This is a genomic window from Citrobacter sedlakii (assembly GCF_018128425.1).
GTDB classification, from domain to species: Bacteria; Pseudomonadota; Gammaproteobacteria; order Enterobacterales; family Enterobacteriaceae; genus Citrobacter_A; species Citrobacter_A sedlakii.
Genome location: NZ_CP071070.1, coordinates 1,030,035 through 1,043,945, shown reverse-complemented (window position 1 = coordinate 1,043,945; position 13,911 = coordinate 1,030,035). Strand labels below are relative to the sequence as shown.

The following is a 13,911-nucleotide window of genomic DNA, read 5'->3' as shown; positions in this document are numbered from 1 at the left end:
ACGCGGATTTTCAGCGATCAGAACAGCAAAGACGCAGAGGAATCCAGCGCGGCGCGGCGACGTTTTTCCGCACTGAGCTGCTCGAGCTTATTGCGGTCAACGCAAATCAGCGCATGGGTCGGGCAGGCTTCCATACACGCCGGTCCCGCTTCGCGGTGATGGCACAGGTCGCACTTGTTGGCTTCCGCTTTTTCCGCACGAACATTCAGCCCTGCTCCGCTGTTGCGAACAACCGGACGTACGACCACTTCCATCGCGCCATACGGACAGGCCACCACGCAGGTTTTACAACCAATGCAGCGCTCTTGCATCACGTGAACAAAGCCTTTGTCGCGGCTGATGGCGCCGTTCGGGCAGACATTGGCGCAGGGTGCGTCTTCGCACTGGCGGCACAGCGTCGCGGTAGAAACATTTACGCCTTTAATGACATGAATGCGGGGTAAAAAGGTTTCAGGGGTCAGGGACGCGCAGTCCTGGTTTTCCTGATGGGAGACCACGCAGGCCACTTCACAGGTACGGCAACCAATGCATTTATTGGCGTCTGCAATGATGAAACGGTTCATCAATTTCTCCAGCAATGACAGTTCGTGCGCCTGAGCATTCACAAATCATGCCAGTTTTTATCTTATTGTTATATATAATAATTTAAAAAAATCAGCCCACCAGAAAGGTGTCATCGTCACGAATGACGATGACGGATGACAACCCTTACTGACCCGAGCGGGAAATCAGGGAATCACGCGGGATAAGCGTACCGGTAAAGGTTTTCGGCGGCGTGAACGCCCCGCCATCGAGCATAAAGATGAGACGCCCCATGGTTTCCTGAATCATCTCGGTCACCGGGATCTTCACGCTGGAAAGCGCCGGAAGGGTATACGGCGCCAACGCAATGTCATCGAAACCGATCACCGACACCTGCGCCGGTACCGCCAGCCCGCTGTCGTGTAGCTGCTTCATCGCGCCGATCGCCATGTCGTCATTACTGGCGACCAGCGCGGTAAAGGCCACATTGCGCGAAAGCAGCGTTTTTACCCCCGCCGCGCCGCAGGCTGGCGTCCATTTGCCTTTGACGATCAGTCGTTCGTCGACGGCGATACCGTGTCGGGTCAGCGCGTCTTTATAGCCTGACAAACGCTCAACCCCGGTGGGCGAATCCATCGAGCCGGTAATAAAGGCGATGTGCCGGTGCCCGGCAGCAATCAGTTCCGCCACCGCGTTGAAACTGGTTTGCTTGTGATCGCACCAGACGCAGTGGCTGCTGTTTTTACGCAGCCGGCGGTTCAGCACCATAATCGGTTGCGAATGGCTATCGATGATCTCATCGATCTCATCGACGCTGAGAAAACGCGGATAAATCATGATCGCGTCGCAGCGCAAATCCAGCAGGTACTGAATCGCCTGGCGCTCTTCCCTGGCGCTGTGTTTACCATCGGCCAACAGCAACTGACGTCCTTTGTCCTCCGCCATCCGCGCGGTATGAAACAATAGCTCGCTAAAATAGACGCCATAATAAAGGGTATTGGTCACCACCAGGCCGAGCGTCTGGGTGGATTTCGCCGCCAGACTGCGCGCCAGAAGATTGGGACGATAACCGCTTTCTTCTACCGCCTGAAACACGCGATCTTTTGTCTCCTGGCTGACGTAGCCATTCCCTGAAAGCACCCGCGAAACCGTCGCTTTCGACACCCCGGCCCGCTTCGCTACCTCCAGCATCGTCGTCATATTTTATCTTCCTTTTCCCGCAATGTGACGCAGTGTACTGCACCGCTGCGTGGTTGTCCCTGATGGTAAAACAGAGGCAAAAAACATAAGTGATAAAAGTCACATTTATGAAAAATAGTAATTTTTATCTATTGCCAACCAAAGACAAACTATTAATGATTTTGTGGAACCGGTTTCTCATAAGCGTTTCATAACCGACGCTCGCTCACCCGACCGTACGGCATAAATTAAACGTACCCTACTGATAAAACAGGATAAAAATCCTATGTCAAAAAACTATGCAGCGCTGGCGCGCGCCGTGGTGACGGCTCTGGGCGGCGTCGACAATATCAGCGCAGTGACGCACTGCATGACGCGCCTGCGTTTCGTGATCAAAGATGATTCGCAGGTTGACGCCGCCACGTTGAAATCCATCAGCGGCGTACTCGGCGTTGTTCGCAGTGACAACCAGTGCCAGGTGATCATCGGCAATACCGTGTCCCAGGCTTATCGCGACGTCGTCAGCCTGCTGCCGGGCGAAATGCAGCCCGCAGAACCCGAAGGGAAACCGAAACTGACGCTGAAGCGGATAGGCGCGGGGATCCTTGATGCGCTGATCGGCACCATGTCGCCGCTGATCCCGGCGATTATCGGCGGATCGATGCTGAAACTGCTGGCCATGATCCTTGAGATGACTGGCGTACTGGAGAAAGGCTCCTCCACTCTGACACTTCTGACGGTGATTGGCGACGGCGCGTTCTTCTTCCTGCCGCTGATGGTCGCCGCGTCCGCCGCCATCAAATTCAAAACCAATATGTCGCTGGCCATCGCGATTGCGGGCGTGCTGGTGCATCCGAGCTTTATCGACCTGATGGCGAAAGCGGCGCAGGGCGAGCATGTGGAGTTTGCCCTGATCCCGGTCACGGCGGTGAAATATACCTATACGGTCATCCCGGCGCTGGTGATGACCTGGTGCTTGTCGTACATCGAACGCTGGGTCGATCGCATTACGCCTGCGGTCACCAAAAACTTCCTTAAACCGATGCTGATCGTGCTGATTGCCGCCCCGCTCGCTATCGTCCTGATCGGGCCGATTGGCATCTGGATCGGAAGCGCGATCTCTGCGCTGGTCTACACCATTCACGGCTATCTTGGCTGGCTCTCCGTCGCCATTATGGGGGCGCTCTGGCCGCTGCTGGTGATGACCGGGATGCACCGCGTTTTCACGCCGACCATCATTCAGACCATCGCCGAAACGGGCAAAGAAGGCATGGTGATGCCGTCTGAAATCGGCGCGAACCTGTCATTGGGCGGCTCCTCCCTTGCCGTGGCATGGAAAACTAAAAACCCGGAGCTGCGGCAGACCGCGCTGGCCGCTGCCGCCTCCGCCATCATGGCGGGCATTTCCGAACCGGCGCTGTACGGCGTGGCGGTACGTTTGAAACGTCCGCTGATCGCAAGCCTTATTAGCGGCTTTATCTGCGGCGCGGTCGCCGGTATGGCGGGGCTCGCCAGCCACTCCATGGCGGCGCCGGGCCTGTTTACCAGCGTACAGTTCTTTGATCCCACCAATCCGATGACCATTGTCTGGGTGTTTGGCGTCATGGCGCTGGCGGTGGTGCTGTCATTCGTGCTGACGCTACTGCTCGGCTTTGAAGACCTCCCCGTTGAAGACGCTGCCGCGCAGGCGCGGAAACACCACGGCGCCCAACCGAACACTGCAAAAGAGGCCAGCGTCTGACTGGCATTAACTGAGGTTTACTATGTCTGTATTTCCGCAAGGATTCTTATGGGGCGGCGCGCTCGCCGCTAACCAGTCTGAAGGGGCGTATCGCGAAGGCGGCAAAGGGCTGGCCACCGTTGATATGATCCCGCACGGCGAGCATCGCATGCCGGTTAAGCTGGGTCTGGAAAAGCGTTTCGAACTGCGGAATGACGAGTTTTACCCAAGCCATGAGGCGATCGACTTTTACCATCGCTACAAAGAGGATATTGCGCTCATGGCGGAAATGGGCTTCACCGTTTTTCGCACCTCGATCGCCTGGAGCCGCATTTACCCGAACGGCGACGAACTGACGCCCAACGCAGAGGGAATTGCCTTTTACCGCGCCATTTTTGCCGAATGTAAAAAGTACGGTATCGAACCGCTGGTCACTCTCTGCCACTTCGACGTGCCAATGCATCTGGTCACGCAATACGGCTCGTGGCGCAACCGCAAAATGGTGGACTTCTTCACCCGCTACGCGCGCACCTGCTTTGAAGCGTTTGACGGTCTGGTGAAATACTGGCTGACCTTCAATGAAATTAACATCATGCTGCACAGTCCCTTTTCGGGGGCCGGTCTGGTGTTTGAAGAAGGCGAGAATCCGGATCAGGTGAAATATCAGGCCGCCCATCATGAGCTGATCGCCAGCGCGCTGGCGACCCAAATAGCCCATGACATTAACCCGCAGAACCAGGTGGGCTGTATGCTGGCGGGCGGTAATTTTTATCCTTACTCTTGCAAACCGGAAGACGTATGGATGGCGCTGGAGAAAGACCGCGAAAACCTGTTTTTTATCGACGTACAGGCGCGCGGCGCCTACCCGGCTTATTCCGCTCGCGTGTTTCGCGAGAAAGGCGTGGTGATTGAGAAAGCGCCGGAAGATGATGCGATCCTGAAAAATACCGTCGATTTCGTGTCGTTCAGCTACTACGCCTCGCGTTGTGCGTCGGCGGAGATGAACACGCAAAACACCCGTGCGGCTAACGTGGTTAAATCGCTGCGCAACCCCTATCTTCAGATCAGTGACTGGGGCTGGGGCATCGACCCGCTCGGTCTGCGCATCACCATGAACATGATGTATGACCGCTATCAGAAGCCGCTGTTCCTGGTGGAAAACGGCCTCGGCGCCAAAGATGAGATCGGTGTGAACGGTGAAATTAACGACGATTACCGTATTAGCTACCTGCGTGAACATATCCGCGCCATGGCCGACGCTATTGAGGATGGCGTACCGCTGATGGGCTACACCACCTGGGGCTGCATTGACCTGGTGTCTGCGTCGACCGGTGAGATGAGCAAGCGCTACGGTTTTGTCTACGTCGACCGCGACGACGCCGGAAACGGCACCCTCGAACGAACCCGTAAAAAGTCGTTCTGGTGGTACAAAAAAGTGATTGCCAGCAACGGCGAAGACCTGGCGTAACCAGATTGCCGGATGACCCTTATCCGGCAGTTCCTTCCCTTTCGTTACATCTCTTGCATTTAAATTACGGAATCCGCCTTCCAGTTTCAGGTTTGCCCCGACGCATTTTTACTGGCATTTTATACAGTAATCACATCCACCGTGGTAACAAGGAATCGTTTATGACGTTTGAAACTGACACGCATAATGCCGCAATCAGTAAACCGTTTCGTCGCTTAAAAGTCAGCTATGTCCGCAAGCGGCATGAAGATCGTAAAACCGGTAATACGCGGCGCTACAGTCGGCACGCATCGTTGACCATCAACGGAGACTGGCTGGAACAGGCGGGGTTTCCCACCGGAACGATCGTTAATGTGGCGGTAATGCACGGAAAACTGATTATTGAGCAGGCGAAAGAGTAAAGAGCACGGCATAGCGCGGAGACAACCACAGAAGCCTGATGATGTTTCGCTTATCCGCCTGACGCACTGAATTGATGGAGAACCGTTTGCCGGATCAGGCGCTGACAGCGCTATCCGGCAATGTGCTTTCGCGTTTTCAGTCGCCTGAAATCACGCCTCCTGCGTCTCAAGCTGAGCGAAACCGCCGTGCCCTTCCCATCCGGCAAGGCGTTGATAGACGGTTTCCACCGCATCCTTGATCGGCTGGGTCATCGGATAATAAAAACCGACGATATCCGGCTGAATGCCTAAGAATATCACTTCGCCGACATCGTCTCTGAGCTGGTCGATGAGATAGTTCAGCGGCATATTATGGGTGGTCATCATGAACATTTCGGCGATGTCATCAGGATCGATAACGCGGATCTCTCCGGGATTCAGTCCCATATCGGTCGCGTCGACAATCAGCAGGCGATCCGGTCGCAGCTCGCGGATCGCCACGATGTCGTTTTCTGGCGCGCTACCGCCGTCAATCACGACCCAACCTCCCTGTGGCTGGGCGGCGCATTTCTCCGCCAGCAGCGGACCCGCGCCATCGTCGCCCATCATACTGTTACCGACGCACAATAAAACATCAGTCACGCAGCCTCCTCACCATCAGATAAATGGCGCTTTCCTGGTGAATATCATGCAACATGCCGAGCATTTGTTTACTCCACGCCTGCTGCTGCGGAGTTTGCCGCGCGAGCGCATTGTCAAACGCCCGCGCCAGCATTTGCACATGATTAAAATCGATCACGATCTCGCCGTACTTCGGCACCCCTTCCATTTTCCGCCGAGCTTCGCTGCCTGCTTCCAGCGTGGCAATCCATGCAAGATACGCATCCCATGGGCAGGTCAACGCCGCCTCCAGGCAGTCGATGACCCCCAGGTGGTGACCAATCGCCAGGCTGTAATAGACAACCTGCTGCGCCTCGGCGGGCGTTGCATCGTTCTCATCAATAAACTTACGGCTCAGTTGACTGAACACCACCGTTTCACTCATCGGATGCGAGCCTCCTCAACAACCTGGTTCAGATGGGTAACGATCTCGGTCAGGCGCGGATCGTTTTCCGCCTCCAGCCAGCGCGCCACCTGATGCTCTCCTTTACCTAACTGGTTGAGATAATCGTCGGCGATCTGTCGCCCATAACGGTAACCCGCCAGCCGCCGCGCCGCGCGATCCACCTTCACACGCAGCGGCTGCACCATGTCAGGATGCAAAATTTCCGCCGCCTGTTCGTCACATTCCCCCGGCGCGCGCGCATGGATTTTTTGCTCCAGCAGCCCCAGCGCCATCGCAAAACCGTACAGCGTTGCCGCAGGGGTGGGAGGACAGCCCGGAATGTAAACATCGACCGGCACGATTTTATCGGTACCGCCCCAGACGCAGTACAGGTCGTGGAAAATCCCGCCGCTGTTGCCGCAAGCGCCATAAGAGATGCAAATCTTCGGGTCCGGCGCGGACTGCCATGCGCGCAGCGCAGGAGAACGCATCGCGCGGGTCACCGCGCCGGTAAACAGCAGTATATCCGCATGGCGCGGCGACGGAACTACCTTGATGCCGAAGCGTTCGGCGTCAAACAACGGTGACAGGGTGGCGAAAATTTCTATTTCGCAGCCGTTACAGCCGCCACAGTCCACGCGGTAAACGTAAGCCGAACGCTTGATGTTTTTCAGTAACGACGCCTTCATGCTGGCGATGGATTCGTCCACCGTCATCGGCACCGGAATGCCGTTGGCGTCGCGTGGGCCTAATAATGTGCTCATCAGCTGGCCTCTTTCATATGGCGAGTCAGTTCAATACGGTCGGACGGCACCAGGCATTTCTGACGCTTGCAGTCCGGGCAGGTCTCAAAACTTTCACGGTGATGCTCCGCACGGCTGTCGCCGTTATGCTTCAGCAGGGCGATGGCGTAGTCGATCTCCTTTTGCACCGCGAAAGGACGGTTGCATACGCGGCAGTTGCACAGCGCAAAGCGAGACTGCTGCAGGAAATCCTCTTTTTTCCACACCGCCAGTTCATATTCCTGAGAAAGCCGGATCGCCGCCGTCGGGCAGACTTCTTCACAACGCCCGCAGAAAATGCAGCGTCCGAGATTGAACTGCCAGGCCAGTTCATTAGCGGCCAGATCGGTTTCAACGGTCAGCGCATTCGACGGACAGGCGTTAACACAGGCCGCGCAGCCAATGCACTGCTGCGGGTTGTGCTCCGGTTTGCCGCGGAAATTTTTATCAACCGCAATCGGCTCCAGCGGATAAGACGACGTCGGCGCGCCGGTTTTAATCACTTTTTTGATAAAGGTAAACATGGCGACTCCTTATTTCAGCGGCGAGTTTTTACGCTCAATGCTGTAGCGCTCAAGTTCTTTGTACGGCACGACCTTGCTTTTCTTCTTGCGCACATCAACCACGGTCATGCGGTCGGTACAGGAGTAGCAAGGATCGAGGCTACCGATAATCAGCGGCGCGTCGGAAACGGTGTTGCCGCGCAGCATGTAACGCAGGGTCGGCCAGTTGGCGTAGGTTGCCGCACGGCAGCGCCAGCGGTACAACTTCTGGTTGTCGCCGGTCATGCTCCAGTGGATATCATCCCCACGTGGCGCTTCCGAGAAGCCCAGCGCGAAGCGGTGCGGAATGTAGGTGAACCCTTCCACCATCAGCGGGCCGCCCGGCAGGTTGTCCAGGCCGAAGTCGATCATGTTCAACGAAGTGTAAACCTCGTTAATACGCACTTTCAGACGAGAAATCACGTCGCAGCCTTGCTCACTGTGGACTTCCATCGGCAGCAGACCGTAACCAACGAACGGGTGATCGGCGCGGGTATCACGGGCATGACCGCTGGCGCGCACCATCGGGCCGACGTTGCTGAAGTCGCGGGCAATTTCCGGGTCAAGACGACCAATACCCACGGTGCGCTGCTCCATGTTGGGCGTGCTGAGCAGCATATCCACCAGTTCCTGTACGTCGCGACGCATCTGCTGGGCCAGTTGACGGGTCTGGATCATGTCGTCCTTCAGCAGGTCACGACGAATTCCGCCGATCAGATTAAGACCGTAAGTTTTACGCGCGCCAGTGAGGATCTCCGCCATTTTCATGGAGGTTTCACGCACGCGGAAAAACTGCATAAAGCCGGAGTCAAACCCGGTGAAGTGACAGGCCAGACCGAGGTTCAGAAGATGGGAGTGCAGACGCTCCACCTCCAGCAGAATGGCGCGGATCATCTGCGCGCGTTCCGGCACCTGAATGCCCATCGCGTTTTCAACGGAAGTGGTGTAGGCGGTGCTGTGAGCGAAACCGCAGATACCGCACACGCGATCCGAAAGGAAAGTCACCTCGTTGTAACCCATACGGGTTTCCGCCAGCTTTTCCATGCCGCGGTGGACGTAGAACAGACGGTAGTCAGCGTCGATAATGTTTTCACCGTCAACGAACAGACGGAAGTGTCCCGGCTCGTCAGAGGTGACATGCAGTGGGCCGATCGGCACCACGTTGTTTTTCTTGTCGCCCAACTCGTTGATAAACTCGTAGGTTTCAGCGTCGGTCGTCGGCGCGGGGCGCTGGCGATAGTCCATGCTGTCTTTACGCAGTGGGTAGAGTTCGTCCGGCCAGTCGTCCGGCAGCACCAGACGGCGCTCATCCGGCAGGCCGACCGGGATCAGCCCGTACATATCGCGCACTTCGCGCTCGCCCCAAACGGCAGCGGGCACGCGCGGCGTAACAGACGGATATTCCGGTTTGTTCGGGTCCACTTCCACACGCACTGTGATCCAGCACTTCTGGCCCTGCTCCATCGACAGCACGTAGTAAACCGCGTAATGCCCGCACAGTTGGCGTTCGTCATTACCGAATAAGACCGAGAGCCAGCCGCCCTGTTTATAGTAGAGAAACTCAACCACTTCCGGCAGGTAATTCACCTTCACGGTAAGGGTGAGCTGATCTCGGGTCTGCCAGGCTTCGTCCAGCACCACGCCAGGAAAAGCCTGGTGCAGCGCCGCAAGGTAGTGTTGACCTAATTTTTCTTCAGACATGCTCAAACTCTCTTCAATCACGCCACCAGCAAGGAGACGAACGCTAAAAACGCAAACCCAAAACCGGCCCAGGTCACGCGGGAAGTGGCGCAAAAACGCAAACGCGCCATGCTGTTTTCGAACAGGGCGATCGCCAGCACGCCGATGAACAACTTGGCGACGGCAATCACCAGCGCCAGCAGCAGACCGCCCATGCTGAACGTTTCCATTTGCCCCCACGGCAGGAACACGCCGACGAACATCTGCAACACCACCAGTTGCTTGAGGCTGATGCCCCATTTCAGTACCGCAAAGCCGCTACCGCTGTATTCCGTCAGCGGGCCTTCCTGCAACTCCTGCTCCGCTTCCGCCAGGTCAAACGGCAGTTTGCCCATCTCGATAAAGGTGGCGAACGCGCAGGCGCACAGCGCGAGGATTAGCGGGATACTGCGGGCCGCAGGCCAGTGGTAAATCGTATCGGTGATATTGCTGATGTGGGTGGAACCCGCCACCTGCGCGGCGACCCACAGCCCCAGCAGCAGAATCGGTTCCACCAGCACGCCGAGCATCGCTTCACGGCTGGCGCCGATGGCGGTGAACGGACTGCCGGTATCCAGACCGGCGATGGCGAAAAAGAAACGGGCGATGGCGAACAGGTAAATCAGGGTGATCAGATCGCCCAGTTGCGGCAGCGGCGAACCGACGGTCACCACCGGCAGCGCGGTGGCGATAGTCAGCATCACGCCAACCATCACAAACGGCGTCAGACGAAACACCCAGCCGGAGTCGGCAGGGGAGATGCTTTGTCGACCGAGCAGTTTGATAATGTCGCGGTACTCCTGCAGAACGCCCGGCCCGCGGCGATTGTGCAGACGGGCGCGCGCCACGCGGGTCACGCCGGACAACAGCGGCGCAGCGGCAAATAACACCAGCGCCTGAATTAACGGATATAAGACACTCATTCTCAGGCTCCTCGTGAAACCACAATCACCACCAGTACCGCCAGTTCAATCAGCGCCAGGCGACGGAACAGCAACGGCGCCGCCGCGTTCTGCCAGCCCGGCACCAGCGAAACCGGATTCAGCCATTTGCGCAGTTTGAGGACGGGCGCGAAAGCCTCCTTCACCGGCATGGCAAAGCCGTGCGCGGTAATGACCATCGACTGCTCATGATCGTAACCGCAGACCCACGCCGCACCGCGCGAACGTGACGGCAGGCGGTTGCCCTTAAACATTGCCATGATGATGAACGGCAGCAGCGGACAGGCGATCAGCAGCAGTGCGATCATGGGTTGTGAAACCGTGGTGTTCGCCGTTTCCAGCGGTAGCGGAACGGCTGTGGCGATCATCGGCAGCAGCCACGGCGCGGCGACGCCGCCCAGCACGCAGCAAATCGCCAGCGCCACCACGCTTACGCCCATCAGGATCGGCGCACAGCAGGCGTTTTCCGCTTCTTTAGTGCGCGGTGCGCCAAGGAAGGCGACGCCAAACACTTTCGCCATACACATCACCGCCAGCGCGCCGGTAATCGCCAGGCCAACCGCCAGCAGCGGCCCCAGCAGGCGACCCACAAAGGCCCCGCTGTTACCCAGTTTGAAGAACGATTGATAGATCACCCACTCGCCTGCGAAGCCGTTCAGCGGCGGCAGCGCGGCCATCGCCATCAACCCCACCAGCATCGCGACAGAAATGACTGGCATACGCTTACCGATGCCGCCCAGCTTTTCAATGTCGCGGTGACCGGTACGGAACCAGATGCTGCCAGCCCCCAAAAACAGTACGCTTTTAAACAGGCTGTGGTTCACCAGGTGATACAGCCCGCCGGTCAGCCCCAGCGCGATTAACGCCGGTTGATTCAGTGCAATGCCGGTGATGCCCGCGCCGAGACCGAGCAGGATAATGCCGATGTTTTCCAGCGTGTGGTAAGCCAGCAGACGCTGGATGTTATGTTCCATCAGCGCATACAGACCACCGACAAAAGCAGTGATCATCCCAAGCACCAGCAGCGTAACGCCCCACCACAGCGGCGCGTTGCCGCCAATCAGCGACAGCGACAGGATGCCCAGCAGTCCGACCTTCATGACCACGCCAGAGAACAGCGCCGCGGCTGGCGCGCTGGCGTTTGCGTGCGCCTGCGGCACCCAGCCGTGCAGCGGAATAATCCCTGCCAGCAGGCCAAAGCCGATGACGCCAAGCAGCCAGATATCCGAGCCCAGCGGTAGCGTCTGGGTGCGCACGCCCAGCAGACGCAGTTCCAGCGTGCCGTAGCGCTGCCACACCAGCCAGCAGGCGATCGCCAGCAGCAGCGTACCGAGACGCCCCAGCGCAAACCACAGCTTGCCCTCTTTAGTGCATCCGGTCAGGAACACAGCGCACAGCGCCATAATTTCCGCCATCACCACCAGTGTGCCGAGGTTACTGGCCACCACCGCGCAAACTGCCGCCGCCATCAGCAGGTTCACCAACAGGCCGTTAGCGTTAACCTGCGGGTGACGATGCCAGTCGATGTTATAGAGGCTGACGAACAGTCCGCACAGTCCGAGGGTGATCAGCCAGATCGCATTCAGCGGGGTGATTTGTACGCTATGACCGATCGCCGGCATAAGGCCGCTGACGGCAGTTGCGCTGATGAGCACCGTAAAACCCGCGCCAGCCGCACACAGGCTGCCGACCGCACCGCCAACCCCGGCGATCCAGCCGCTCAGCGCTTTATGAAACGAAAACAGAAATGCCAGAACCGCGGCGGCGGCGAACCAGGCCACGCCGCTGGTGACTAATGAAATTGCGCTCATTTTGCATCCCCACTCTGAGCCTGCTGAAACAAGGTGAGATCGCCGAAATCGGTGTTAAAGGTCAGCTCACGCTTACGTTTGCTGGCGCGGGCGATATCCATGTTATTTACCAGATGCAGGGCTTTGGTCGGACACATCCGCACGCAGGCCGGGCCTTGTTCGTCGAAGCTGCACAGATCGCACTTCACCGCGATAGCCCGTACGCCAGGCACCCAGTCCAGCAGCGTGCTGACGCGAGCCGGCGCGGGTGGCGCGGGCGGCGCTTTTGGTGTATTCGCGTTCGCCGGAATGTGCAGCGGTCGGCTGCCGGAAAATTCAATGGCGCCAAACGGGCAGGCGATGCCGCACAGTTTGCAGCTGACGCACAGGCTTTCATTAAGCTGTACGGCGCCATCCACCCGGTTAATGGCGTTAACCGGACACACGGTGGCGCAGGGCGCGTCTTCACAATGGTGGCACAGCTGCGGCGCAGATTCTTTTTCGTTAAGCATCACTTTCAGGCGCGGCATAGACTGCAGGCCGTGCTGGCGATGCGTCTCTGAACAGGCGGCTTCACAGGTGTGGCAGCCGATACAGAGCGTGGAGTCAGCAATTACAAAACGATTCACCAGGCATTCCTCAGGTGATAGTCATTTTTGACGAAAAGATGGCGATGAAATGTCACTTTCGACACTTATCGACACATCTGTCCCTAAAAATTCCCGTGACGACACGTACGGCGACGTCACGATGTCAAACGGGTCGTGTCCCGGTCTTACGCTGCCGGGCTTTCACCCGCCGCCAGTTGGCTCAGATTGATCGGCGAACCGCTCTCGACGGCGGCATACAGACGGTCATAAACGCTGGCGATTTTGTCGAGATAGTGTTCCAGCACCTGCTCGCGGTCGCGGTTGCTGATCCGACCGTCCACACTGCCTTCAATGCTGAGCTGGGCTTGCGCAATCAACTGTTTATCTTCACCGTCTTTCGTTTCGACGTAGTATTCAATGGTGTGGCTGTTAAAGCCCTCCGCCATCGTCACGTAGATGCGAAAGTGTTCGAACAGGACGAAGCACAGGTCTTTATCCGGCGCGCAACTCATCGCATGATGCAGCCGCGCTTTTGACAGGGTGATCCCCTGGACCAGCGAATTGCAGTAAATATGCCACTGGTCCTGTAGGCGACGATGCCGCTGCGCGATGTAGTCGGCTTTTTCGCTTATTTCCCAAATAGTCATGACAGGTTACCCGTTTAACTGAGATAGCCAGCCATAAGCATATTCCATGCCACTTTTTAACTCTTTGTTTTTAATAATTTTTAAAATTCACCCTTCGCTTTCGTCGCGCGAATGACATGTCATTTCGTCATCGTCGTCATCAGCGAGCCTTAACAATAATCATGCTGGCACGCTTATTGCTTAACCCTGGCCATCACATCGGGAGGCAACATGCACGAAATCACCCTTTGCCAGCGGGCGCTGGAATTGATCGAACAGCAGGCCGCTGCGCATGGCGCAAAACGCATAACTGGGGTCTGGCTCAAAATTGGCGCATTTTCTTGCGTTGAAAGCAGCGCTCTCTCCTTTTGTTTTGATCTGGTATGCCGTGGCACTGTTGCGGAAGGTTGTAAACTGCACCTCGAACAGCAAGAAGCCGAATGCTGGTGCGAGTGCTGTCAGGAATACGTCACGTTACTGACCCACCGCGTACGCCATTGTCCGCAATGCAACAGCGATACGCTACGCATCGTGGCAGACGACGGATTACAGATTCGGCGAATTGAAATTGATGGAACAGAAGATTAAGCCGGGCGGCGGTTGCGCC

The 13,911-nt window shown here is 57.2% G+C and carries 15 protein-coding genes; 4 read left to right on the top strand and 11 right to left on the bottom strand.

Translation table 11 applies throughout. From position 1 onward, the window contains the following. Positions 1–17 precede the first annotated feature (17 nt). Together hydN and JY391_RS04935 are read right to left on the bottom strand one after the other, a co-directional pair. Positions 18–563, bottom strand: a complete 546-nt coding sequence (hydN, locus tag JY391_RS04940; RefSeq protein WP_042288595.1) for an electron transport protein HydN — start codon at positions 561–563, stop codon at positions 18–20. A 145-nt stretch (positions 564–708) separates the two neighbouring features. After that, positions 709–1,722, bottom strand: coding sequence for a LacI family DNA-binding transcriptional regulator (locus tag JY391_RS04935; protein WP_060569416.1), 1,014 nt, complete (start codon positions 1,720–1,722; stop codon positions 709–711). A 265-nt stretch (positions 1,723–1,987) separates the two neighbouring features. Here JY391_RS04935 and ascF point away from each other — a divergent pair, with 265 nt between their 5' ends. The 3 genes from ascF (at position 1,988) to JY391_RS04920 (ending at position 5,290) form a co-directional block, all read left to right on the top strand. After that, positions 1,988–3,442 carry a PTS cellobiose/arbutin/salicin transporter subunit IIBC gene (ascF, locus tag JY391_RS04930; RefSeq protein ID WP_211935317.1) on the top strand — a complete coding sequence of 485 codons (1,455 nt, stop codon included), beginning with the start codon at positions 1,988–1,990 and terminating at the stop codon, positions 3,440–3,442. A 22-nt stretch (positions 3,443–3,464) separates the two neighbouring features. Continuing rightward, positions 3,465–4,889, top strand: coding sequence for a 6-phospho-beta-glucosidase (locus JY391_RS04925; RefSeq protein WP_211935316.1), 1,425 nt, complete (start codon positions 3,465–3,467; stop codon positions 4,887–4,889). A gap of 161 nt (positions 4,890–5,050) precedes the next feature. Continuing rightward, positions 5,051–5,290 (top strand): SymE family type I addiction module toxin, encoded by a 240-nt coding sequence (locus tag JY391_RS04920; protein WP_042288608.1) that lies wholly within the window; start codon positions 5,051–5,053, stop codon positions 5,288–5,290. A gap of 150 nt (positions 5,291–5,440) precedes the next feature. Here JY391_RS04920 and hycI read toward each other — a convergent pair whose 3' ends face one another. The 9 genes from hycI to hycA all read right to left on the bottom strand — a co-directional run bounded on the left by hycI (position 5,441) and on the right by hycA (position 13,325). Beyond that, positions 5,441–5,911: a hydrogenase maturation peptidase HycI gene (gene hycI, locus JY391_RS04915; RefSeq protein ID WP_060569414.1), complete on the bottom strand. Its 471-nt coding sequence runs from the start codon at positions 5,909–5,911 to the stop codon at positions 5,441–5,443. After that, complete coding sequence (locus JY391_RS04910) at positions 5,904–6,314, bottom strand: formate hydrogenlyase maturation HycH family protein (RefSeq protein WP_042288612.1); 411 nt, start codon at positions 6,312–6,314, stop codon at positions 5,904–5,906. Before JY391_RS04910 ends, hycI begins: the two co-directional genes overlap by 8 nt. Then, complete coding sequence (gene hycG / locus JY391_RS04905) at positions 6,311–7,078, bottom strand: formate hydrogenlyase subunit HycG (RefSeq protein WP_042288616.1); 768 nt, start codon at positions 7,076–7,078, stop codon at positions 6,311–6,313. The genes JY391_RS04910 and hycG overlap by 4 nt, the downstream gene beginning before the upstream one ends. Beyond that, positions 7,078–7,620 (bottom strand): formate hydrogenlyase subunit HycF, encoded by a 543-nt coding sequence (gene hycF / locus JY391_RS04900; protein WP_042288620.1) that lies wholly within the window; start codon positions 7,618–7,620, stop codon positions 7,078–7,080. Before hycF ends, hycG begins: the two co-directional genes overlap by 1 nt. A 9-nt stretch (positions 7,621–7,629) precedes the next feature. Next, positions 7,630–9,339: a formate hydrogenlyase subunit HycE gene (hycE, locus tag JY391_RS04895; protein ID WP_042288622.1), complete on the bottom strand. Its 1,710-nt coding sequence runs from the start codon at positions 9,337–9,339 to the stop codon at positions 7,630–7,632. Positions 9,340–9,356: 17 nt separating this feature from the next. Then, complete coding sequence (locus JY391_RS04890) at positions 9,357–10,280, bottom strand: respiratory chain complex I subunit 1 family protein (RefSeq protein ID WP_211935315.1); 924 nt, start codon at positions 10,278–10,280, stop codon at positions 9,357–9,359. 2 nt (positions 10,281–10,282) lie between these two features. After that, a complete protein-coding gene (hycC, locus tag JY391_RS04885; protein ID WP_211935314.1) occupies positions 10,283–12,109 on the bottom strand; it encodes a formate hydrogenlyase subunit 3 in 1,827 nt (608 codons plus the stop codon). After that, the gene (hycB, locus tag JY391_RS04880) at positions 12,106–12,717 is read right to left on the bottom strand and encodes a formate hydrogenlyase subunit HycB (RefSeq protein WP_012907204.1); all 612 of its coding nucleotides are present in this window, start codon (positions 12,715–12,717) and stop codon (positions 12,106–12,108) included. Before hycB ends, hycC begins: the two co-directional genes overlap by 4 nt. Before the next feature lie 146 nt (positions 12,718–12,863). Then, positions 12,864–13,325, bottom strand: a complete 462-nt coding sequence (gene hycA, locus JY391_RS04875) for a formate hydrogenlyase regulator HycA (RefSeq protein WP_042288635.1) — start codon at positions 13,323–13,325, stop codon at positions 12,864–12,866. A gap of 210 nt (positions 13,326–13,535) precedes the next feature. Here hycA and hypA point away from each other — a divergent pair, with 210 nt between their 5' ends. Beyond that, the gene (gene hypA / locus JY391_RS04870) at positions 13,536–13,892 is read left to right on the top strand and encodes a hydrogenase maturation nickel metallochaperone HypA (RefSeq protein WP_211935313.1); all 357 of its coding nucleotides are present in this window, start codon (positions 13,536–13,538) and stop codon (positions 13,890–13,892) included. Positions 13,893–13,911 lie beyond the last annotated feature (19 nt).